This window comes from Rhodococcus sp. NPDC056960, from assembly GCF_042674125.1.
Lineage (GTDB): Bacteria > Actinomycetota > Actinomycetes > Mycobacteriales > Mycobacteriaceae > Rhodococcus_F.
Genome location: NZ_JBHURF010000038.1, coordinates 23190 through 44131, shown reverse-complemented (window position 1 = coordinate 44131; position 20942 = coordinate 23190). Strand labels below are relative to the sequence as shown.

Genomic DNA, 20942 nt, shown 5'->3' with positions numbered 1-20942 from the left:
TCCTCTAGACGTCGACCGACCGGGCGATCTCGTCGAGGTCGACCACACTCGCGACGTCCGTGACCGGGTGCACCCCCGGGGCGCGGACGGTGATCCGGTAGTCCTGGGCGGTGAGCCCGTCGAGACTGGTCTGCTGCCAGCCATCGACCGTGGTCGCCAAAGGGTGCTGCGTGACGGGGCCGCCCGCGACGGGCTCGACCGTCGCGGCGAGCCGCGCCCCTTCGGCGTCGGTGCGGGCGCGGATCACCAGCGGCTCGGCGGTCGTGACGTCGTCGACGTCCAACGCGACCGATTCGCTCACTGCCGGAAACACGTTCGGGGGCGCGAGCACTGCGGTGGTCAGGATGCCGCCGACGTGGTCGATCACCGGGTCGTCGTTCTGCAGGGAAGCGTGTTTCTGGCTGAAGAAGGCCGCGTTCTTCCATCCCGTCATGAGTTCGTGCGGGATCGACGACAGTTTCGGCACGGTGCCGTCGCCGCCGCTCTCCCCCGGTCCGCGCACGGTGAGCGTCTCGACCCGGTTCCCGGCCAGCCGGGCGGCCCATTTGGTGGGCTGGAAATCGCCGATCACCGGGCGGATGTCGTAGCCGTCGTCGCCCGACTTCAGCCGGTCGTTGATCGTCTCGCGCAGATCCCGGTGCAGGCGCACCGCCGCAGCCATCCGGTCGGCATCGAGACCGGTCCCCGACCAGTCGAGTGTGTCGTCGTCGAGTGCGAGCCACGCCCCGTCGTCACCCGCCATGCACCGATACGACGGCAGCAACTGGTAGGCGGAGGTGAACGAGCGGATCAGTGCGCCGAGGTCGACGGTGAACGGACCCCAGCCCTTGCGGAACCCGTTGACCAGGAATTCGAGCGCGTTGACCGACCCCGAGTACGGGGTGCCGAATGTGACGAGGGTGCGGGTGTCGCGCCGGCCGTCCAGCAGTTCGAGGAAGAGGCGAGCGACGATCCCGCCCATCGAATGGCACACCAGGACGAGTTTCGCGTCCGCGTTGCCCGACTTCTCGCGCCACCGCGCCAGCCACTCGTGGGTCCGCCGGGCCAGGGCGCGTGCCGCCACCCGGTTGTCGCGTCGCCAGTCGTACGGGAACTCGAAATAGTTGTCGCCGGGAACCACCCCGAACCGCCGAATGACGTCGTTGCGGAACTTCGTGTACCCGTCGATCTTCCAGTCCAGCCCCGGGACCAGATGAAAGTCGGGGACCAGGCGGGTGGCGACGACGCCGTCACCGAGGTCGTCGACGTCGGGATCGTCTCCGTCGAGGCGCAGACGCTTGATGTTCCCGCCCAGCGACAGCACGCCCGCCAGCGCGGCACCCGGCGTCGGCGCCCACACGTCCTTGCCGTCGCGGGCGAGCACCGACCCGCCGATGCCCGGCAACAACACGACTACGTCTTTCATGGCGGCCTCCGGGATCGAACGCCCAGGAGAGGGCGGCTTCGAATCCCAGTCTTCTCTTCCGCGCCGCAATGCACACGAGTAGCGGACCACTCGGTTTGCACCGATGTGGCCGCCCGCGCGGGCTCAGCGCTGCGCGAAGTTGAGGTAGGCCTTCGACGGCGTCGGACCGCGCTGGCCCTGGTACTTGGACCCGACGGCCGAGCTGCCGTACGGGTGCTCCGCCGCGCTCGACAGGCGCAGCAGGCACAGCTGCCCGATCTTCATGCCCGGCCAGAGCGTGATGGGCAGGTTCGCGACGTTGGAGAGTTCGAGGGTGATGTGCCCGTTGAAACCGGGGTCGATGAACCCGGCCGTCGAGTGCGTCAGCAGACCGAGGCGGCCCAGCGAGGACTTGCCCTCGAGGCGTCCGGCCAGGTCGTCGGGCAGCGAACACACTTCCAGCGTGGACCCGAGAACGAACTCGCCGGGGTGCAGAACGAACGGCTCCCCCTCCGCCGGCTCGACCAGCGTCGTCAGCTCATCCTGCCGCTGAGCTGGGTCGATGTGCGTGTAGCGGGTGTTGTTGAACACCCGGAACAGGCTGTCGAGGCGCACATCCACGCTCGAGGGCTGGACCATCGAATCGTCGAACGGGTCGATGCCCAGACGTCCAGAGGAAATTTCGGCACGGAGATCGCGATCGGAGAGGAGCACACGTAGAGGTTAACGGGTGTGGATGGCCATCGAGAGCAGCAGTTCCGTGCAGATGTCCACGAGCTCGTCCTCGGGGAGGGTCACGGTCCCGTTCAACCACGCCGTCAGGGTCTCCGCGAGGCCGCCGACCATGAAGTGCGCGGCCAGGTCGAGGCGCGGGCTCTCCGCCACCTCGTAATACCCGACCGTCTGCTTCGTGACCAGGCCGGCGAACAGCCGCGAACTGTCCAGGCGACGCTGCGCCAGCACCGCGCTCGACTGCGCCACCGAGAACATGAGCCGGCCGTGCCGTGGATCCTCGGCGACTTCCCGCACGATGTTGCGGACCCCCGCCCGGACGATCTCGCGCTCCCCCGGCCCGGCGTTCGTCACGGCGTCCAGGGTGCTGGTGGCGATGCGTTCCACGACGTGGTCGTAGACGGCCACGGTCAGCGCGTCGCGGTCGGGGAAGCTCTCGTAGAAGTAGCGGGTGGCCAGTCCGGCCTGCTTGCAGACTCCGCGCACGGTCAGGGCGTGGTCGCCGTCCGCGCTGCCGAGCAGGTCGAGTCCGGCCTCGATGAGCTGGCCGCGTCGTTCCGATCGACGCTGGTCACCCTCTTGGCCGCCGTAAACCCTGTCCGACGCGATTGCCATGGAAACATCTTCGCACTTGACTCTGGACTCCTCACATATATGTGAGTACGGTCGTATTCAGATAGGGAATTCACCGCTTGCGACAGGAGTGCACATGTCGACATCACTCGAGGTGCCGGACCGACTCGATCTGGTCATGGACGGCGCCGGCCTGCTCGCCGGCGCAGCAAACGTGATCATGCAGCTCTCCCACCCCGCCGTCGGATACGGCGTCGTGGAAAGCCGCGTCGAAAGCGGACAGATCTTTCGGCACCCGATCAAACGAACCCGGACCACCCTCACCTACCTCGTCGTCGCGGCACGCGGCACCGAGGAAGAGAAGGCCCAGTTCCGCAACGGCGTCAACCGCGCCCACGCCAAGGTGAATTCGGGGCCCGACAGCCCCGTGCAGTACGACGCGTTCGACCCCGAACTGCAGCTGTGGGTCGCCGCCTGCATCTACCGCGGGTTCGAAGACGTCCACCGCGCCATGCACGGCGAACTCACCGCCACCGAGAGCGAATACTTCTACCAGCAGGGGGCCACCTTCGGCACCACGTTGCAGGTACCCAAGGAAATGTGGCCCGAGAACCGGGCCGCCTTCGACGAATACTGGGAGAAGTCGCTCGCCGACGTGTCGATCGACGACACCATTCGCGAGTACCTCCTATCCGTCGCGAAGGTCGAGTTCATGCCCGCCGTCGTGTCCCGCCTCTTCGGCCGCCTCAACCTGTTCTTCACCACCGGATTCCTCCCACCCCTGTTCCGCGACCAGATGCACCTCACCTGGACCGACAAGGATCAACGGCGCTTCGACCGGACGATGAGCACCATCGGCGCCGTCAGCCGACGCATCCCCGTCACCATCCGCGAACTCCCCTACATCCTGCTGATGCGCGATCTGCGACGCAGAATGCGGACTGGCAAACCCCTCGTATGACACTCCGGGCGTGTGCCCGGGTAGTCCGGATCACCATCTGATACTGTTTCCGCCGCAGGGTGTTGGGCCTGCCTACGGGCGCCCAATATCGTGCGCGCCGATGTAGTTCAATGGCAGAACATCAGCTTCCCAAGCTGAATACGCGGGTTCGATTCCCGTCATCGGCTCTCACGGAACACCGCTGGTCACACCGCATTTCATGCGGGGTCGACGTTACGGCAGCGGGTACAAGGCACGTCGCGAATGCGTCGCCGTGCCCACTATGTGCCCACGCCGACCGGAAAGATCCCGATTCCATGCCCACACGACGCCCCGTTCGTTCGGTTCCCTTCGCCGCCTGCTGTCCGGCAAGTGGCAAGCGCGCTACTCGACGCCGGACGGTTCCCGACACGCCGCACCGCACACCTTCGACACCCGCCGCGCCGCCGACGACTGGCTGTCGGACACCCGCGCCGCCATGCTGCGCGGCCGGTGGGTCGATCCGGCCGCCGCCTCGATCACGTTCGGCCGATACGCGCGCGAGTGGATCGCCACACGCGACCTGTCCCCACGAACCCGCGACTTGTACGAATACCAACTGTCCCGGTGGGCCGACGTCGACCTGACCGATCCGACCGGCGGCACGATCCACCTTGCCGCCCTCGACGTCGGCCGCCTCGACCTGCCGACGATCCGCCGATGGTTCGCTCACCCAGGCCCCAGCCGCGCCGCCCACGTTCGCCCTGTCGGCTCGCTGATCCGCCCGGACAACTACAACCGATGACCGCACCGACCATCGACCCAGCAACGACCGAACCCATCGACCCGCGTCTGATCGCCGATCGCTGGCTGACGATCGCGGAAGCCTGCGAGTACCTGAACATCACGCGCGCGACACTGCACAAACTCGCCTTGACCGGCAACCTCACGATCTATCGAATTGTTAATGGCCGCAATACTAATCGCATTCGATTGTCGGATATCGAAGCAATGATGATTCCGGTCGACACGTCCGAGGGGACGACCGTGCACCCGCGCGACCCGGCCAACCACGCCACCCGGAAGAAGGGCACCCGCAATCCGGAACGCGACGCCCGCGCCCAGGCTTGGACGAAAGGGGCCAACTGAAATGGCATCGGGAACGATCGCGGCTCTACGCCTTCCACCACGTCGACACAGCTACCCGTGACGGCCGGTCATGACCCGGCCGAGGCGGTGGACGGCCGCCGACCGTAGAAGCTCGACGCCGACTATCACGCGACCGTGCGGCGGTTGGTGGATCTGCTGCCGCGTCGGCTCGACGCCGTGCACCTCAACAGGTGGATTCGGCGTGCGGTAGGTGCGCCCGTGTTGCACGCGTTCCTGCTGGCTGCCAATCCCGGCAACGTCGAAGCCGGCACTGGGGCCGTGTTGGTCGCATTGTCGGTCGACAGCATCACCGCGACGACCGACGACGCCTGCCGAGCGGCTGGCCACCAGTCGCGACGCGTGGCCGAACGGGCGATCGCTGAACTCACCCGGTTAGGCGTGCTCGACGGCCGCACCGCCCACGCGTTCGTACTTGCGCACAACACGCCCCACGGCCGGCCCGGCGTCGAACGCCGATTCGCCGTGTCCCGCGCGGGTGTCGCGAACCGGAATACCGCCGTCCGCCGGTTGCTGCCCGACATGACGGCCGGCGAACGCGCGGTGTGGTCGTCCCCTGGTCGCATGTACGCGGCGATAGTCGGGAACGGCTACCGCGAAGACGCCGACGCGTTCCTGACACAGAGAGCGGCATGGCTTCGCCAACGACACCGCCGCGACGACGCCGACACCCGCACCGGGACGCGTCGGCACCCGCCCCGCCCGTCCGGGACGCGACCCGTCGACGACACCGAACACAAGGCGGAACTTGCCCGTGTCCGCGTAGCCCAGAACAGCCGTATACAGGCGTCGAACCCGGTTCCCGACGGGTGCAGGTATCCGCCAGACGTGGCGGACGATTGTCCGCCATAAGCGGCGGACACTCAAAACTCTGACCAGCGAAAACCGCACAAATCTCCCCGCGCGTAGGTACACCCATTCGGGGGGTGTGGTTACGTCCGGGCCGGGTTCGACCGGTCCCGGCCAAGCGACCGTGAACAACTCCGGGGCGATGGTCGGCATCGGTGGCGATGCGCCGCCCGATCCGCGCCTGCGTAGGTGGCAGGCGAAGAACTGGCGATTACTCAGGCAATGTGTCCTGGTGCCCAATCCGGCCACGCTCGACGAAAATGGCGATCCCCTAACGGGATTCGTCGCCGATGTCCGTTCCGGCGATGACCGCGACCCGAGGGCCGATTCTGGGGCCGCAGGCAACGAACGCCGGTTGTCGCTGTGAGGGGCGTCGTGCCCGTCGTGCGCGGCCGGCCGACCTCCCAGGCGGGGTGATTGCTGGTGATCGGCCACCCGAACTCGACGACTTCGCACGTCGCCGCGCGCCCCGTCTGCGCATACCTGCCGAGCACGACAAGTGATGCCGAACCACACTGTTGTGCAATTAGATTCAAATATGGAACGATGGAACGAATAGTCGACTGACACAACAACATCCAACGGATCGAACAGCGCTCTGACCTGCGGCTATCTTTTTGACACAGGCAGACAGTCGGCCCCGCGCCGCCGATCTAAATTTTCCCGGGGAATACTCCACAAGGGGGGTCAAAATCCGGGGTCTATCCAACAAAATGCACTGACACACAAACGATTTGATGACAACCGATGGATATGGAGATGGGTCACTGGAACCGCGCTATCCGAACCAGTTTCGGGACGGTGTGACCTTCGGACGTTCGGCAAGGAGGATCGCCCGGAACCTATCGGCGTCCATGTCGCCGCGTCGGTAGCTGCAATTCGAGCAACAAGGCCGCAGATTCGCCAAATCGTCGACCGCGCCGCCCTTCGACAGGGGCGTGACGTGGTCGATCGTCACTCCCGGCGCACGCTTGCACAACCAGCACAGTTCGCCGTACTCCGCCAGGACAATCGGCCTCAGGCGGCGAGAGATTCGATCCCAGTGTCGGCGCTTCGCGGCCAGGATCGCCGCCTGTTCCGGCGCCGGCCGGGCCGCAGCACGCGCTGCGGCCCGGCCGCATCGATCTTCGGGTCGTAGTTGTTCGCAATGTCGACGTTCCGGTTCCGGCCGCCCGGACCACGCCGAACCGGGTCCGCCGCACTACGTCGAGGTGTTCCGCCGCCCCTGGTCGTCATACCGCGATCGGTACCACACGCCACCGACAACAATCCGCCGAGAAGACAGGAACAACAGCGATGAATGATTGGCACGCCGCCCTGTACCCGATCCGCGCGAATTGGTCCGCATCCCAGATCGCTGCCACCCTCACGGCGGCACTCGACGCCGCCACCGGCCAACTCACGACCGACCGGGCCGCCGTCGACGCGTTCGCCACGATCGCCGCGCGACCGCCAGGGAACGCCACGATCGCTGCCGCCCGCCGGTCCATGCACGACGCGGCCGGGCCCGTCCATGACGGGCCGCGTCTGATGGATCTGCTGCGTCACGTTGGCCTATCCCGCCCGACGATCGCCCCGGCAGATATGACGACGATGCCGGCCGACGAACGCCGCGCCCTGGCCGCGATCCTGTCCCGCGCCGCCCGGATCGACCGCAAACTGCGCCGCCAACCCGCCGCCCCGCCGCTGGGACCCGCGAAGCTACCGGCCACGCTCGACGCCGCCCGCCAGGTCGTCGAATCCAGCGGCCGGGCTGCCGACGCCTACCGGGCCGCCGTCGACGCCTGGACTACCGACGTCGAGCGGTCCGCATCGAACCTGGTTCGCGACGTCGAGCCACTGCGGACCCTGTACGCGATCCGCGCCGAACGCTTCGAACACGCCGCCCGCCGGGCCGGTCTGCCAACCGATCCGCCCGCACCGATCGCCCGCGCGTGGACCGACTATCAGACGATCGGCAAGGGCGGCCGGGACGTCGTCACGGCCTGCCAGCGACTGCGCGCCGCCCGGTGACCCTCCGCGCGGCGTCACACCCTGCCGAATGGCGATCGACCCCATTAGGGCTGAATACTGACCGACAGCGGCAGGATCGACTCCGCCAGGCAAGGTCGACCCCGCGAGCAGTCCGACCCGGACCGTCTACAGTTGCCGTGAACAGCTAGCTCGCCGCGCTCGGAGCGGGTATGCCACCAGATTCAGGAAGCTCGCCATCCCGTTGGCCGACAGTCGGGCGGGGACAGCGCATATCGGCCCCGCGCCTTCAAACCACTAGGGGTGAATTCCTGCACCGTGCACACAAGGCCATCGACGTGCTGTACGGCCAAGATCTCCGCGCGGCCGGACGGCACTCACGATAACCTGCGACACCGTAACGTGCCTGTGATGACCGTAGGCAGATTCGCTGAAATGACCCTTCAAAGCAACACTGAGCGCAATGGCGCTGTGTTCGTCCTTCGCACTGGACCAGTTCAAGATGCGGAGATCGAACTCGACGGCTGGACAGTGAAAGTAACTAGAGGAGTGAGTGCGGTTGTCGCGTACGGGTCTGCTGGGCAGAGCTTCAACGAGACCTACGATGCCGCACTGACGGCGGCGAATCGTGGCCTGGACTATATGTCCGCCCGAGGCCTGTGTGACGTCGCGATCCGAGATGCTCAAGACGATTGCCTGGTGTGGTGGGCTGACGACGCGGGTGTCGTCGTTCGAGCCAACGCGGTCTCGACGACTCTTTCGCATTCTTCGGCAACTGTGGTTGTGAAAGACGCTGCCGGCAACGTAGTCCCCCCGAATCTCCCGTCAGCGACGAAGCATGACGCATTCCGGTTCATTCGAATGTCCCGTACCTCAGAGTATCTATTCGATTCGTATCGAAACATGTTTCTCGCGTTCGAGGCGCTGCTGAGCGATATTCGCCCCCGACAGACGACAGCGAAGGGACGGTACGAGGGCGAGGGCGTGTGGTTTAAGGCTGCACTGGGAGTCGCCAACACCTTGGTTCCCGTTGCGTCACTGGCACCGAAGGGAGAAGCCTCTCCGGTCGACTGGGTCTATACGAACATGTACGGCGATGCGCGCTCCGGCCTTATGCACGCGAAGCAGGGACGGCCGTACCACCTTCCACAAGATGAGCAGAGTCGCAAGCAGTTGCAGGAGTCACTCAACGACCTGTGGCTCTACGTCAGGCAATTGATGGAGAAGCACCTCGGAGTAGGGCACAAGTCCGGGGGGCTCATGCTTGGGGGATTCCAGATGCTGGCAGAGGGCGCCCTTTCCGAAATGATCGCTGCAGTATCGGCGGACACAACTCCCGTGAACCCGCAAGACGCACTATTCGCCCCGACTGGCGGAGCGATTGTCGAGTTGGCTTCGGGTCCAGTCGAGATGACCGAACCGTTCTTGGGGACAGTCATCGCGTCATGTGACACAGCGGAACTAGCAGGCCTACCCGTCATCGGTCGAATCGGTTCGATGGACAAGGCGGGCAATGCACTCTTCCTGTCCGCACTGCCGGGATTGCTTGAACTGGGTGATTGGGTCACACGGTTCGAGATCATGCTCGGCCTCAGGGCCGTCAATGCGGCTGGTCCGCGAACCCACTTCTCCGCGTAAATCCTCGTCGCCATTGGGTACGCCCGCGCTGCGCGGATCGCCACGGGAAACGCGGCTGCTAGTGGTCCGACCCCTCCGGACACTAGCGGCCGCGCACACCCGTCGAACGCGGATTTCATGCCCACTGTGTGCCCACGCTGATCATGCGTAGCGCTGTAAACCTCTGTATAGCGTCGTAGTACATTTGCGCAGCTAGACACCACAATAGGGCGTCTACCGGCGACTACTCTCGACATGCACAAGCGGTTCCCAAGCTGAATACGCGGGTTCGATTCCCGTCATCGGCTCCACGATTCATTCACAGGGTGTTCACCCATTCGTGCACGTTGTGTTCACCTACTGGCCCGCGATTTCATTCCGGCGCGGATTGCACCTCCTGTCGGCGCTCGTCAGCCGGATCGCCTCGTTCGACGGGCCACGATCCAGCCGCTTCCGGACCGCACGGCGGCGTCCGCTGCGCATGCGTGGGCTACCAGCGACTCGAATTCGTGGGTTGGCCGCCGCCGTGCTGCGGAATCCGTGGATTCTGCAGCCGGGGCAGGGTAGCTATCTACCGGATCCGGTGACTGCCGGGGTATCGGCGTGGCGGGTGAACCGTCGTGCACTATCAGCAGGTTCGACGCATCGGGGGTGAACCCGGCAAGCAGGGGTAGCGGCGAATCCCGAAACCTCGGACGAACCTGGCCCGCGTGTCGGGTCAGTTCGCGATTACGGGCAGCAGCAGGTGCGAGTCGTAATCGCCGCCGGTGTGGATGATGTGGGTGCCGGCGTTGACGGTGAAGGCATGTGATTGGGCGAACAGCCTCTGGGCGTAGGTGTTGACATCGTGGCCCTGAATGAGCAGTCGCAGCGACTCACCGGCGTGGAATACGGTTCCGGCCGGCCAGATCTCGATGTCGACGGGCACGATCTCCCCGGGCGCGAGGGGCTGGTCGCTCTGGTGGGTGTAGCGGGGTTGTTCGGCGGTGGAGTCGAGGTCGAGTTCGCGGCGGCTCGCGCGCAGCCACCCGAGGGCGACGTTGCCGTCGTCGAAGGTGGAGAAGAACGGGAAGTGCACGATGTTGCCGTCCCGGTCGATCTTCTGCAGGGCCACGAACAAATCCAGATCGCTCGCTCCCTCGGCCTCGACCCACAGCCGCAGCTTCGCGTAGCCGGTCAGCTCGGTGTCGGTGTCGAAGGTGTGCTCGAAACTCGTGCTGCCCTCGCGGGCGTCGTAGCGGGCGGTCGCGGCGGTCGGGGCCTGGGCAGCATCCAGGGTGCGCTCGGTGGCATCGAGGTACAGCGGGGTGTAGTCGGTGCGGGCGAGTGGCCATTCGGTTTCGTCGCGCCACGTGCCGGTGTAGGCGCGGTCACGGATTTCGAGCCGCACCGGAGGCCAGTCGGTGACCTCGGTGTCTTCACCCTTGAGCACGTGGTCGAAGAACGCGACCTGGCGGGCCAGGCTCGCCCGGTCGTAGTAGTAGGCCCACTTCTTGCGGCCGTGGACCTCGAGCCATTTCCGCGGTGAGGAGGCCTTGCGGAACCCTTCGAGGGTGCCGCGGGTGTGCAGGCCGTGGTCGGACCAGCTGGCAACGATGTAGGCGGGGACCTCGATGGCCGTCAGGTCGGGGGCCTTGGACTGCCAGTACTCGTCGTAGAACGGGTGATTCATCGCGTTGGCGAGGACGTTTTCGACCTGGCCGTGGGAATTCGCGATCAGCGGGGCCAGCGCGGTGGTGAACTGGGTTTCGGGGATACCGCCGTGGGTGCCGACCTCCTTGTACTGGTCAGAGAATCCCTCCCACGGGTTGATCGCGGCCAGATGCGCGGGCCTGCGAGCGGCCACCGCCCACTGGATGACCGAGTACCAGGACACCCCGGCCATGCCGACCTTGCCGCTGCTCCAGACCTGTTCGCCGGCCCAGTCGACGAGATCGCAGCAGGCGTCGACCTCTTCGGGACCGAACATGGTGACGTTGCCTTCCGAACCCCAGGAACCTCGTGCATCGGCCAGGATGACGGCATACCCGTGGCCGACCCAGAACGCGGGGTCCGGGGTCTCGAAGGCCGTGTACTTCGACAACTGATCGAGGTCGACGTCGTGGCCGGGCCAGCCGGCATAGTTCAGGGCACCGTGCTTTCCGTAGGGCGCCCAGGCGATCAGGGTCGGCAGGTCGGTGGTGGCGTCCTTCGGGCGGTAAAGGTCGACCAGGAGGGTGAGGCCGTCGCGCATCGGGACCGCGACGTTGCGTTCGATCAGCATGTCGCCGTCGATCTCGCGGCTGTAGTCGGGTCCGGGCCAGCCCGCCTCTTCCGGCGGGTTTCCGGGGGCGAAGACGACGGCGTTGTCGGTGTGGGTGGTCATGGGAAGTTCCTCCGGTCAGTTGGTGGTGGAGTAAGTGGGAGTCGGGAGCTGCCAGGCGCGGGCGACCGCGAACGAGGCGAAACGCCACTCGTTGTGGTCGTGGATGAAGGTGGCGCGGTAGTCGCCGATCGCGAGGAGGGTCGCGTCGGGGTCGATGGACCAGCGGGAGTAACGGCAGCGGGCGGCAGCCTGATCGGGTCCGGTGACGTCGATGATGGTGTTGGTGAGCAGGTGTCGGCTCGGGGGTGCGGTGGCCAACAGTGCCGTGTAGTGAGCGCTGATGGCGTCGCGGCCACGCAGGGCGGTGCCGGCGAATTCCACTGTGGCGTAGTCGAACAGTGCGGCGACAGCGTTTGCGTCGCGGTTGCCGGCGTGCTCGGCGTAGGTGCCGAGCAGGTTGTGCACGTGGAGGCCGAGGGCGCCGAGATCGATGTCGGTCACATCGTCCACCAGTCCAGCCGGGTGGAGCAGATGTCGCGGGCGGCACCGGGATGCAGGCGGGAGAGTGTGCCGCGGTGAAAGACCAGCGGCCGGTGGTCGCTGTAGTCGACATGGTGGACGCGTCCCAACATGCCCAGGTGGTCGCCGGCCTCGAAGACCGATTCGCGGGTGCATTCGATCCACGCGGATGCCCCGTGCAGGCGGGGGGCGTCCGAACAGCAGCGTTCCCACTGCCCAACTTCGAACTTCGCTCCGGTCCGGGCGGCGAATCCGAAGCACACGTCGCCCTGCCCTTCGGCGAGGACGTTGATGCAGAACTGATCGAGCGAACGCAGCTGCGAAAACGTGTGGGAAGTGGCGAGCGCAAAGAACGCGACCAGCGGCGGGTCCGAGGACACCGAGGTCAACGATCCCACGGTCATTCCAATCGGGCCGTCCGCGCCGGCGGCGGTCACCACGGCCACCGAGGTGGGTATCCGGCCGAGGGTGCGGCGCAGCGTGGACGGGTCGACCGCGTGCGGGTGAGTGACTGTGAGCGACATCTACCTTCTCCGACTCTGGGAAACCGTTCGAATACCGATAGTGAAGCGCGCCACACCCCCTTGACGCTTGTGCGCGGAGACGCAGTGAGGTGGGTCACTTTGTGCTCAGAGCTCAAAACGGTGCCGCCACTGGGCGAGGAACCCCACCTCCGTTCCAATCTTTGGCGGATGAGCACAAGCCGGGAGAGCCACCGGGAACGAAGTATGTGATGCGCACCGCATTTCCTGCCCGATGAAGAAGGAACTCCCCATGACTCTTGCGACCGACCTCCCCGCCACCACCGAGGACGTGGATCTGTCCGTCGAGCTGCCCCGCCGCGCCGCCGAGCTGACAGACCTGCTGCGCTCGAATGCCTTCCGTGCCGATACCGAACGGCGGGTCCCGGAGGAGAACATCGAGGCGCTCGCGGCCGCCGGATTGTTCACGTTGTCGGTGCCGCGCCGGTTCGGTGGCCACCAGGTGGACTTCACCACCTTCTTGAAGGTCACCTCCACGCTCGGTCAGGCCTGCGGGTCGACCGCATGGGCGGCGACGTTGATCAACGTGTGCGGCTGGCTGATCGGCCTCTACCCGGACCAGGCGCAGCGGGACGTGTTCGACACCGACCCCGAGGCCCGGATCTGCGGTGTCGTCGCACCGAATTCGACCACCGAGGCCGTCGACGGGGGTCTGGTGGTGACCGGCAAGTGGGGCTTCGCCTCCGGTTGCCTGCACTCACAGTGGGCGATGCTCGGCGTGCCGGTCGTCGACGAGAACGGCACCCAGATCGACCAGGGCATGGCGTTGATCCCGATGAGCGAGCTGACCGTCGAGGACACCTGGTACGTCGCCGGGATGCGCGGCACCGGCAGCAACACCCTCGTCGCCGACGAGGTGTTCGTCCCCACCCACCGCATCCTGTCGGTGACCAAGGCCATCGAAGGGGTGTACCCGACCGAGCACAAGGACGAGGAGCTCTACCGGGCCGCGTTCGTGCCGGTGCTCTCACTCGTACTCGTCGGACCGCAGCTCGGTCTGGCGCAGGGCGCCCTCGAGCTGGTCAAGGAGTCACTCGCCAAGGGCCGTGGCATCTCGTACACCTTCTACGACAAGTCCACCGACTCCGGATCCACCCAGCTCAACATGGCCCACGCGGCATCGCTGATCGATACTGCCGCGCTGCACTGCTTCCGGGCCGCCGCCGACATCGACGCGGCCACCCGAACCACCGACTACCTCGACTTCGCTACCCGGGCCCGTGCGCGGATGGACGTCGGGGTGGTCGCCACCCGTGCCCGGGAAGCAATGGATCTGCTCCTGAGCGTCCAGGGTGCAGGCAGCTTCGCCGAGGTCAGTCCGTTGCAGCTCAAGTGGCGTGACCTCGAGACCGGATCCCGGCACGCCGTGGTCAACCCGGCGATCGCCGCCGAGGCCTACGGGCGCGCCCTGATCGGGGTCAGCGAGCAGATCACACCCTTGATCTGACGCTTCCTTCCCTGCCCGCACGAGCGACGAACTTCAAGGACTGATACGACGTGAGCATCCCCCACTGCGGCTCCGGCCCGGCGCCGTCCCTCCCCCTCGACGGCATCGTGATCGCCGACTTCTCCCGGGTCCTCGCCGGCCCCTACGCCACCATGCTGCTCGCCGACCTGGGCGCCGAGGTGATCAAGGTCGAAGGCCCCGGCGGAGACGACACCCGATCCTGGGTGCCCCCGGTCCGCCCCGACGGCGTCTCCACCTACTACGCGGCCATCAACCGCAACAAGAAGTCGATCGTCCTGGACTTCAAGGACACTGACGACCTTGCCGTCGCCCACGCCCTCTCCGCCCGCGCCGACGTCGTCATCGAGAACTTCAAACCGGGCGGGCTGACCCGGTTCGGTCTCGGCTACGACTCGGTCCGCGATCGCAACGAGACGGTGATCTACTGCTCGATCAGCGGATTCGGTTCCGCCGAGGGCGCGTCGCTGCCCGGGTACGACCTGATCGTGCAGGCGATGTCCGGGCTGATGAGCCTGACCGGAGACCCGGACGGGCCCGCCTACCGCGCCGGGATCAGCGTCTTCGACGTGATGGCCGGACTGCATTCGACGATCGGGATCCTCGCCGCCCTGCGGCACCGGTCGATGACCGGCAAGGGCCAGAACATCGAAACGAGCCTGCTCGCGTCGGCGATGAGCGGGCTGGTCAACCAGACCTCCGCCTACGTCGCGGGCGGGGTCACCCCGAACCGGATGGGCAACGCCCACCCAAGCCTGTTCCCCTACGAACCGCTGCCCACCGCCGACAACGCCCTGATCATCGCCGCCGGCAACGACGGCCAATTCCGCAAACTCGTCGAGGTCCTCGGCGTTCCCGAACTCGCCGACGACCCCCGCTTCGCCCGCAACGCCGACCGCACCCGGCGGCGGGAGGAACTGCGGCCGCTGCTCGTCGGGCGGCTCGAAACCCAGTCCGCGGAGCACTGGTTCACCAAACTCAACGAGGTCGGTGTGCCGAACGGGCCGATCAACAGCATCGCCCAGGGCGTGCAATACGCCGAGAAACTCGGACTGCGACCGATCGTGGAAGTCGGGCAGGCCGGGCACACGGTACCCGGGGTTCGTAACCCGATCTCGTTCTCGGGTATCGAACCCCGCTACGACCTGGCGCCGCCCACCCTCGGCCAGGACACCGACGACATCCGAGCCTGGCTGGCCGCCACGGCAACCGCCGCGAACGGAGCGACATGACCACCACCGACCACACCACCCAGTACCCGACGTCGCTGGGCACCTCCACCGCCACCGAGATCAACCTCCTCGGCCACGACCTGGCCGGCGACCTGATGGGCAAGGTCAGCTTCGGGGAACTCGCCTTCTGGCTGGTCGCGATGCGCCGGCCCGGCCCCGGCGAGCTGCGGGTCTTCGAATCGGTTCTCGTTGCCCTGGCCGACCACGGCTTCACGCCCACCGCTATCGCTGCCCGCGTCACCTACCTCAGTGCCCCCGATTCGCTGCAGGGCGCGATCGCCGCCGGTTTGTTGGGCGGTGGCTCCCGTTTCCTCGGTGTCACCGAGGATTGCGGTCAGTTCCTCCACGCCGCGATCGAGGCGCACCAGGGCGAGCTTCCCGGCACCGACGACGAGTGGGATCAGATGGCCCTCGACGCCATCGCCCGGCAGCGCAAGCTCGGCAAACACGTTCCGGGCCTGGGACATCCGAACCACAAGGACGGCGACCCCCGCACCCCGGTGCTGATCGGCATCGCCGCCGAGGAGGGCCTGCGCGGCCCGCACCTGCAACTGTTCGAGGCGATCGGCCGGACGAGCGAACGCGGCGTCGGCCGCAAGCTCCCGCTCAACGGCGCCGGCGTCTGCGGTGCAGCGTTGGCCGACCTGGGCCTGCCCGTGGAGCTGCTGCGCGGCTTCGCGTTGCTGGCCCGCTGCGCCGGACTGCTGGGGCAGATCGCCGAGGAACGCCGCAACCCCATCGCCAACCAGATCTACATGAGCATCGACCGGGGCGCCGTTTACGTCGATCCCGACACCGCCGCCGACCCGGCCCACTGACCACAACCCTCATCGAGAAACAATCAAGGAGACGACGATGGCCTTCGTCAACGAGGACAACATCACCGACCTCGCCATCAAACGCTGGTCCACTGCCCACTCGCCGCGAGTGGCCGAGTTGATGACCGCTCTCGTCCGGCACATCCACGACTACGCCCGCGAAGTGGAACTCACGGACCAGGAGTGGATGGCCGCCATCGAATGGCTCACGGCTACAGGACAGATCAGCAACGACAAACGCCAGGAGTTCATCCTCGCCTCCGACGTCGTCGGCCTGAGCATGCTGGTGGTGCAGATGAACAACCGCTTCGACGAGAAGGCCACCCCGGCCACCGTCCTGGGCCCCTTCCACATCGACGACTCTCCCGCGGCCCCGTTCGGATTCGACATGTCCGAAGGGATCACGGGCACCCCGCTGTTCGTCACGGGCACGGTCACCGACACCGCCGGCGCCCCGATCCCCGGCGCCGTCCTCGACGTGTGGCAGGCCGACGCCGAGGGCACCTATGAGGCGCAAATGCCCGAAATCGACGAGGCCCGGCTGCGGGCGAAGTACCAGACCCGCGCCGACGGCACCTACTGTGTGCGGACCATCGCCCCGCTCGGTTACACCATCCCGATGGACGGCCCCGTCGGGAAACTGATGACGAACACCGAGATCAGCGAATACCGGCCCGCGCACATCCATTTCATGTTCGAAGAAGCTGGCTACAAGAGGCTCATCACCCACCTTTTCCAGGAGGACACCGACTATCTCGACACCGACGTCGTCTTCGGCGTCAAGGACCCGCTGATCACCGCGTTCATCGAACATCCCGCAGGGCCCAGCCCCGACGGCAAGACCATGGACACCCCGTTCCTGGTCGCCCATTACGACTTCATCCTCCAACCAGACCACTGACATCACCCCGCCCCGCCGGCCCGGACACCGCCGCCAGTGGGTGGCCTCGGCCGGCATCGGCGTGACCCCCGGTCGGGAGTTCCACATTCCACAACGCCCCACCCCTGGTCGCGGCATCATCGATACCAGGAACAACCACGCACCGTACGAGTAGTCAGGCTGACATTGACACCCACCGGCACCCACACCCGGCACGGAGTCCGGCATGCCTGATCCCACTGCAGCGGCCCCCGGTACCTGGACCCGGCCCTGGCTGCGGAACCTGCGCGCACACGCCACCGCACCAAAACCTGCCAGCACCGCCGCGACCGTCGCCGACGCCATCGACCGAGTCGGGCTCGGCCCAGTCGAATGGGCCTGCGAGGTCGGTCATTCCATGGCCACCCGCATCATCGTCGAAATCCCCGAACTCGGCGGCGGCACCGAGCAGTTCGACACGCTGCGCATGGGCACCGAATCATCGACCCTGCGGTCACTGATCTGGATCAGCGGAACCGCCGAATCGTTCCCCGCCATCACCGACGAAGCACTCGTCGGCGTGCGCGAATTCGTCCGTCGTGGCGTCTCCCTCGACCGAGTGCTGCGCGGCATCCGGCTCGGGCACGCCCAGATGGCCAAAGCGTTCATGGCGGCCTGCCGCGAACTCGTCCCCGCCGCCGAACGTACCGATCAAATGCAAACCATCACCGACGTCCTGTTCGACTATATCGACGACTTCTCCGGCGAGATGGCCGGCGAATACATCAGCGAACGCGACCGATGGATGGCCAGCGCTGCCGCCGCCCGGGACGAGGCCGTACGCCAAATCCTGAACGGAGACCTCACCGACACCACCGACGCCCACCACGTCCTCGGCTACGACCTCACCCGCCACAACATCGCCGCCACCCTCTGGTACGAACCCACCCGCAACCGCTCCGACACCTCCGAACTGCAAACCGCCGCCCACCAAGTCCTCACCCGGCTCGGTGCCACCCACCGCCTCGTCGTCCCCGTCGGCGCCGGCCGGCTCTGGGCCTGGGGCAGCCGCCGCGAATTCGACCCCACCGTCTCCCTCGACGACGCCCGACCTGCCCAACACGACATCCGCATCGCTACCGGCACTCCCGCCTTCGGCATCGACGGTTTCCGCCGATCCCACCACGAAGCCGTCGCCACCGAACGCACCACCCGCGCCTCCACACCCGGCAGAGACGGCTGGGCCACCACCTACGCCGACCTCGCCATTCCCGCGATGCTGACCACCGACATCACCACCGCACGTGACTTCGTCCGACGAGAACTCGGCCCCCTCGCCGCCGAAACCACCCACGCCGCCGACCTCCGCAGCACCCTGCTCAGCTACTTCGACGAAGAAAGCAGCCCCTTGGACGCAGCCCGTCGTCTCCACGTCTCCCGCAACACCGTCGCCTACCGCGTCAAACGCGCCGGCGAACTCCTCGGCTACGACATCACCACCCGCCGTTACCAACTCCACACCGCACTGATCCTCGCCGACCGCTTCGGCGCCACAGTCCTGCATCCGACCACCACCCCATCCTCGTGAGGCGGATCCACCGCTTCCCACCCTCCATCGGCACCCGACCGTCGCGTAGAGCAAGCAGAACGCCCACGACCTGGTCCTTCTCGAAGCCCGACGAGATCGTGTTGTCGTGGTTCGCCGTGCGCGTCAGGCCCATGAGCGCCTCAACCACGACCGGTCGAGATCGGGGGACCATTCGATCGCGGCAGTGACATCATCGTCGTAGCCGGCGATGGCAGTCGGGTAGTCGATGTCGTAATCGTCGGTGCAGCTGCGAACCTGTTGGTTGGGCGGCACCATCAAGATGTGAGCCTTTGTCGCCTTCCGAAACGGGTCAGCATCCATCCGGCCCTATCTCGACCGGCCGCCGTCGACCGGTCAGCCGCGGGGAGAATCGTGCGGTCCCTGCAGGCGACCAGGTCGACCGACGACGCCGGGGCCCGGTTCGAGGCAATGTTCACCGGGCCCGGCAAGCGGATTGGGCCGAGTTCCTCGCGGACGGCAAGTACGAAGCCGAGTTGGACCAGGAGATCCGGATCGGCAAGTTCACCCTCGCCGAACACGAAGAGGACGAGAAGAGCCTCGAGAGTCTGCGCCGGTGGCACCGTGATCTCCAGGCAGGGGACGTGTTCGGTGCCGCGAACGCTACCGAGGCCCGAGCCCAATTGGAGCAGTGCGTGACCCGGTTCGAGGACGACGCCGAGCAGGTGATGGCCGCTCTGCACACGCTGCCCGAGGACGGCGGCGCCCGGTGACGGCCACCAGTTCCCCTGACCAGGTGGAGCAGTCTCGGATGTGGCCGCTCTACGCCGCAGGTTTCACCACCGCGTTCGGTGCCCACGGCATTGCCGCCAATCTCGGCAGCGCAGGTTCGGACCTGCACACCTCACTGCTCTATCTCGGTGTGCTGCTAGCCCTCTGCGACGGCGCGGAGGTGCTCCTCGAACCGGTGTTCGGCACCCTCGCCGATCGCATCGGAGCCCGCCCCGTACTGGTCGGCGACCTGGTCGGATTCTGCGTGGCGTCTCTGGCTTTCGTGGTCGTCGACGGTTCCGCGTGGCTCTGGCTCGCCCGCCTGGTCCAGGGCGCCGCGGGGCGGCCTTCTCGCCCGCGGCCGGTGCTCTTGTCGCCCGAGTGAACCCGGTCGCCGCTCACGGGCGCGCGTTCGGCATCTATGGCTTCGCCAAGAGCCTGGGCTACACCCTCGGCCGGCTCCTCGGCGGCGCACTCGTATGGGCCGGCGGTTTGGTCACGCTGTTCGCCGTGCTGGCGGGGCTATCCGCGGCTGTCGCAGCCTGGGCGGCGGGGGCCGTACCCGCCCTCGCGCCGCTGCCGAAGTCGCGGCTACCGCGGCCACCGTCACCCTGGCCGCCGGATACGCCGCACTCGCTGCACTGACCCTTCTCGCACCCGCGGTCATGTTCCGCCGTGGACGCCGCAACAACCCCTCCGGCACCGCCACACCGTGACAGGTAGCGAGCTGGCCACTCCGCCCGCCCGCTAGGGCAGAGAGGCCAGTTCGAACAGGGCGTGCAGATCGCGGGTGGCTTCGAAGGTCGCGGACGCCGCGATCGCGAGGAGACCGATTGCCAGCGCGGGCAGCATGCGGCGTTGGTTCGGGGGCGGGGCCAGCAGGGCCGACACGCGGCGGGGAACGGGCCCGGCCCGGCGCGGCCCGCGGCCGGTGAGCGCCAGCGCTGCCGCGGGCCGATCGTGGTGGCGGGTGACGATCGCCGCCTTGCCGATCGTGCGGGCGACCAGGCGCCGGTCACCGACCACGGCGGCGGCGTCCTCGTCGGCCCAGCGTTCGGTCGTGTAGCGCACCGCGCCCGCGAGGGGACGTAGCAAAGGGTTGGCGGCGGCCGCCAGATCGGTCAGACCGACAAACAGGTGGTGGTGGCCGGTCAGGTGGGCACGTTCGTGGGCGAACAGTGCCTGCGTCTCTCGGGGATCGAGAGCGGCAAGCATGCCGGAGGAGACGACGATCCGGCCGGGCATCCCGGGCACCGCGAAGGCGTCGGGTGCGTGATCATCGACCACGACGACGTCGTGCGCCGTCGACAGATCACGTGCCATGCGGGCGGCGTCGAGGATCGCGCGAGCCCGCAGCAGCAGCACGCGGGCCGAGGCCGCCAGCGCCGCGGTCAACAGCGTTCCGGCGACGAGCGCGGCGGTCAGCGAGGCCGGATTGTCCTGGCGCAGTATCTGCGCCGACCAGCGGCCGACATGCGCCAAGGGCGGGATCTGGCCGATGAGCGTTGACGTCAGGAGCGCCAGCGCGATCCCGGACAGGGCAGCCAGGGCGACCGCCGTGGCGGTCAGCAGCCACGTCGCCAGGTGCGGCTCGAGCCTGGACGCCGGCCACCGGGCCGCCACAGCGGCCACCATCGACAGGATCAGCGGGAGGTAGACGGCGTAGTGCACGA

Annotated in this window: 22 protein-coding genes, 1 tRNA gene and 1 pseudogene; 15 read left to right on the top strand and 9 right to left on the bottom strand. The window is 67.0% G+C overall.

Annotation, left to right across the window (positions count from 1 at the left end; genetic code table 11):
* Window positions 1–4 precede the first annotated feature (4 nt).
* The 3 genes from ACFTWF_RS39830 to ACFTWF_RS39820 form a co-directional block, all read right to left on the bottom strand.
* Window positions 5–1405 (bottom strand): hypothetical protein, encoded by a 1401-nt coding sequence (locus ACFTWF_RS39830; protein WP_378466580.1) that lies wholly within the window; start codon window positions 1403–1405, stop codon window positions 5–7.
* A gap of 123 nt (window positions 1406–1528) precedes the next feature.
* A complete protein-coding gene (gene dcd / locus ACFTWF_RS39825; protein ID WP_185728118.1) occupies window positions 1529–2098 on the bottom strand; it encodes a dCTP deaminase in 570 nt (189 codons plus the stop codon).
* A gap of 9 nt (window positions 2099–2107) precedes the next feature.
* The gene (locus ACFTWF_RS39820) at window positions 2108–2731 is read right to left on the bottom strand and encodes a TetR/AcrR family transcriptional regulator (protein ID WP_378466579.1); all 624 of its coding nucleotides are present in this window, start codon (window positions 2729–2731) and stop codon (window positions 2108–2110) included.
* 94 nt (window positions 2732–2825) lie between these two features.
* Between ACFTWF_RS39820 and ACFTWF_RS39815 the strand changes: the two genes are divergently transcribed.
* The 6 genes from ACFTWF_RS39815 to ACFTWF_RS39790 all read left to right on the top strand — a co-directional run bounded on the left by ACFTWF_RS39815 (window position 2826) and on the right by ACFTWF_RS39790 (window position 5991).
* Entirely contained in the window at window positions 2826–3650 is an 825-nt protein-coding gene (locus ACFTWF_RS39815) for an oxygenase MpaB family protein (protein WP_378466578.1), read from the top strand.
* A gap of 96 nt (window positions 3651–3746) precedes the next feature.
* Window positions 3747–3817 (top strand) — tRNA-Gly (locus ACFTWF_RS39810).
* Window positions 3818–3903: 86 nt separating this feature from the next.
* The gene (locus ACFTWF_RS39805) at window positions 3904–4413 is read left to right on the top strand and encodes a hypothetical protein (protein WP_378466577.1); all 510 of its coding nucleotides are present in this window, start codon (window positions 3904–3906) and stop codon (window positions 4411–4413) included.
* Window positions 4410–4757 (top strand): helix-turn-helix domain-containing protein, encoded by a 348-nt coding sequence (locus ACFTWF_RS39800; protein ID WP_378466576.1) that lies wholly within the window; start codon window positions 4410–4412, stop codon window positions 4755–4757. Before ACFTWF_RS39805 ends, ACFTWF_RS39800 begins: the two co-directional genes overlap by 4 nt.
* A gap of 219 nt (window positions 4758–4976) precedes the next feature.
* Window positions 4977–5627, top strand: coding sequence for a hypothetical protein (locus ACFTWF_RS39795; protein WP_378466575.1), 651 nt, complete (start codon window positions 4977–4979; stop codon window positions 5625–5627).
* A gap of 121 nt (window positions 5628–5748) precedes the next feature.
* The gene (locus ACFTWF_RS39790) at window positions 5749–5991 is read left to right on the top strand and encodes a hypothetical protein (protein ID WP_378466574.1); all 243 of its coding nucleotides are present in this window, start codon (window positions 5749–5751) and stop codon (window positions 5989–5991) included.
* 411 nt (window positions 5992–6402) lie between these two features.
* On the opposite strand, the gene ACFTWF_RS39785 is transcribed toward ACFTWF_RS39790, so the two are convergent.
* Window positions 6403–6603 (bottom strand): HNH endonuclease signature motif containing protein, encoded by a 201-nt coding sequence (locus ACFTWF_RS39785; protein ID WP_378466573.1) that lies wholly within the window; start codon window positions 6601–6603, stop codon window positions 6403–6405.
* Between the two features lie 317 nt (window positions 6604–6920).
* On the opposite strand from ACFTWF_RS39785, the gene ACFTWF_RS39780 reads away from it, so the two are divergent.
* Both ACFTWF_RS39780 and ACFTWF_RS39775 read left to right on the top strand, forming a co-directional pair.
* Window positions 6921–7637, top strand: coding sequence for a hypothetical protein (locus ACFTWF_RS39780; protein WP_378466572.1), 717 nt, complete (start codon window positions 6921–6923; stop codon window positions 7635–7637).
* Between the two features lie 369 nt (window positions 7638–8006).
* Window positions 8007–9233 (top strand): hypothetical protein, encoded by a 1227-nt coding sequence (locus ACFTWF_RS39775; protein ID WP_378466571.1) that lies wholly within the window; start codon window positions 8007–8009, stop codon window positions 9231–9233.
* A 697-nt stretch (window positions 9234–9930) separates the two neighbouring features.
* On the opposite strand, the gene ACFTWF_RS39770 is transcribed toward ACFTWF_RS39775, so the two are convergent.
* The 3 genes from ACFTWF_RS39770 to ACFTWF_RS39760 are packed head-to-tail and all read right to left on the bottom strand — an operon-like array spanning window position 9931 to window position 12560.
* Entirely contained in the window at window positions 9931–11577 is a 1647-nt protein-coding gene (locus ACFTWF_RS39770) for a CocE/NonD family hydrolase (protein WP_378466570.1), read from the bottom strand.
* A gap of 15 nt (window positions 11578–11592) precedes the next feature.
* Window positions 11593–12018: a nuclear transport factor 2 family protein gene (locus ACFTWF_RS39765; RefSeq protein ID WP_378466569.1), complete on the bottom strand. Its 426-nt coding sequence runs from the start codon at window positions 12016–12018 to the stop codon at window positions 11593–11595.
* Window positions 12015–12560, bottom strand: coding sequence for a flavin reductase family protein (locus tag ACFTWF_RS39760; RefSeq protein ID WP_378466568.1), 546 nt, complete (start codon window positions 12558–12560; stop codon window positions 12015–12017). The genes ACFTWF_RS39765 and ACFTWF_RS39760 overlap by 4 nt, the downstream gene beginning before the upstream one ends.
* A gap of 250 nt (window positions 12561–12810) precedes the next feature.
* Here ACFTWF_RS39760 and ACFTWF_RS39755 point away from each other — a divergent pair, with 250 nt between their 5' ends.
* From ACFTWF_RS39755 to ACFTWF_RS39735, 5 genes are all read left to right on the top strand, one after another.
* Complete coding sequence (locus ACFTWF_RS39755; protein WP_378466567.1) at window positions 12811–14025, top strand: acyl-CoA dehydrogenase family protein; 1215 nt, start codon at window positions 12811–12813, stop codon at window positions 14023–14025.
* 50 nt (window positions 14026–14075) lie between these two features.
* Window positions 14076–15275 (top strand): CaiB/BaiF CoA transferase family protein, encoded by a 1200-nt coding sequence (locus tag ACFTWF_RS39750; RefSeq protein WP_378466566.1) that lies wholly within the window; start codon window positions 14076–14078, stop codon window positions 15273–15275.
* Window positions 15272–16093: a citryl-CoA lyase gene (locus tag ACFTWF_RS39745; protein WP_378466565.1), complete on the top strand. Its 822-nt coding sequence runs from the start codon at window positions 15272–15274 to the stop codon at window positions 16091–16093. Before ACFTWF_RS39750 ends, ACFTWF_RS39745 begins: the two co-directional genes overlap by 4 nt.
* 37 nt (window positions 16094–16130) lie before the next feature.
* The gene (locus tag ACFTWF_RS39740; RefSeq protein ID WP_378466564.1) at window positions 16131–16994 is read left to right on the top strand and encodes a dioxygenase; all 864 of its coding nucleotides are present in this window, start codon (window positions 16131–16133) and stop codon (window positions 16992–16994) included.
* Window positions 16995–17199: 205 nt separating this feature from the next.
* Window positions 17200–18540, top strand: coding sequence for a PucR family transcriptional regulator (locus ACFTWF_RS39735; RefSeq protein WP_378466563.1), 1341 nt, complete (start codon window positions 17200–17202; stop codon window positions 18538–18540).
* Window positions 18541–18663: 123 nt separating this feature from the next.
* Here ACFTWF_RS39735 and ACFTWF_RS39730 read toward each other — a convergent pair whose 3' ends face one another.
* The gene (locus tag ACFTWF_RS39730) at window positions 18664–18861 is read right to left on the bottom strand and encodes a hypothetical protein (RefSeq protein WP_378466608.1); all 198 of its coding nucleotides are present in this window, start codon (window positions 18859–18861) and stop codon (window positions 18664–18666) included.
* Here ACFTWF_RS39730 and ACFTWF_RS39725 point away from each other — a divergent pair.
* Both ACFTWF_RS39725 and ACFTWF_RS39720 read left to right on the top strand, forming a co-directional pair.
* Entirely contained in the window at window positions 18831–19271 is a 441-nt protein-coding gene (locus ACFTWF_RS39725; protein ID WP_378466562.1) for a Chromate resistance protein ChrB, read from the top strand. The two genes, ACFTWF_RS39730 and ACFTWF_RS39725, sit on opposite strands and share 31 nt — an antisense overlap.
* Window positions 19272–19309: 38 nt before the next feature.
* Window positions 19310–19860, top strand: a pseudogene (locus tag ACFTWF_RS39720) (MFS transporter); the annotation flags it as partial.
* Between the two features lie 156 nt (window positions 19861–20016).
* Here ACFTWF_RS39720 and ACFTWF_RS39715 read toward each other — a convergent pair.
* Window positions 20017–20940: a M56 family metallopeptidase gene (locus tag ACFTWF_RS39715; RefSeq protein WP_378466561.1), complete on the bottom strand. Its 924-nt coding sequence runs from the start codon at window positions 20938–20940 to the stop codon at window positions 20017–20019.
* Between the last annotated feature and the right edge of the window lie 2 nt (window positions 20941–20942).

Bases quoted from the DNA above. Each gene is read 5' to 3' on its own strand.
- ACFTWF_RS39830 (WP_378466580.1), bottom strand. From the start codon at position 1,405: ATGAAAGACGTAGTCGTGTTGTTGCCGGGCATCGGCGGGTCGGTGCTC.
- ACFTWF_RS39820 (WP_378466579.1), bottom strand. From the start codon at position 2,731: ATGGCAATCGCGTCGGACAGGGTTTACGGCGGCCAAGAGGGTGACCAG.
- ACFTWF_RS39815 (WP_378466578.1), top strand. From the start codon at position 2,826: ATGTCGACATCACTCGAGGTGCCGGACCGACTCGATCTGGTCATGGAC.
- ACFTWF_RS39800 (WP_378466576.1), top strand. From the start codon at position 4,410: ATGACCGCACCGACCATCGACCCAGCAACGACCGAACCCATCGACCCG.
- ACFTWF_RS39780 (WP_378466572.1), top strand. From the start codon at position 6,921: ATGAATGATTGGCACGCCGCCCTGTACCCGATCCGCGCGAATTGGTCC.
- ACFTWF_RS39775 (WP_378466571.1), top strand. From the start codon at position 8,007: ATGACCGTAGGCAGATTCGCTGAAATGACCCTTCAAAGCAACACTGAG.
- ACFTWF_RS39770 (WP_378466570.1), bottom strand. From the start codon at position 11,577: ATGACCACCCACACCGACAACGCCGTCGTCTTCGCCCCCGGAAACCCG.
- ACFTWF_RS39760 (WP_378466568.1), bottom strand. From the start codon at position 12,560: ATGTCGCTCACAGTCACTCACCCGCACGCGGTCGACCCGTCCACGCTG.
- ACFTWF_RS39755 (WP_378466567.1), top strand. From the start codon at position 12,811: ATGACTCTTGCGACCGACCTCCCCGCCACCACCGAGGACGTGGATCTG.
- ACFTWF_RS39745 (WP_378466565.1), top strand. From the start codon at position 15,272: ATGACCACCACCGACCACACCACCCAGTACCCGACGTCGCTGGGCACC.
- ACFTWF_RS39740 (WP_378466564.1), top strand. From the start codon at position 16,131: ATGGCCTTCGTCAACGAGGACAACATCACCGACCTCGCCATCAAACGC.
- ACFTWF_RS39735 (WP_378466563.1), top strand. From the start codon at position 17,200: ATGCCTGATCCCACTGCAGCGGCCCCCGGTACCTGGACCCGGCCCTGG.
- ACFTWF_RS39730 (WP_378466608.1), bottom strand. From the start codon at position 18,861: ATGGATGCTGACCCGTTTCGGAAGGCGACAAAGGCTCACATCTTGATG.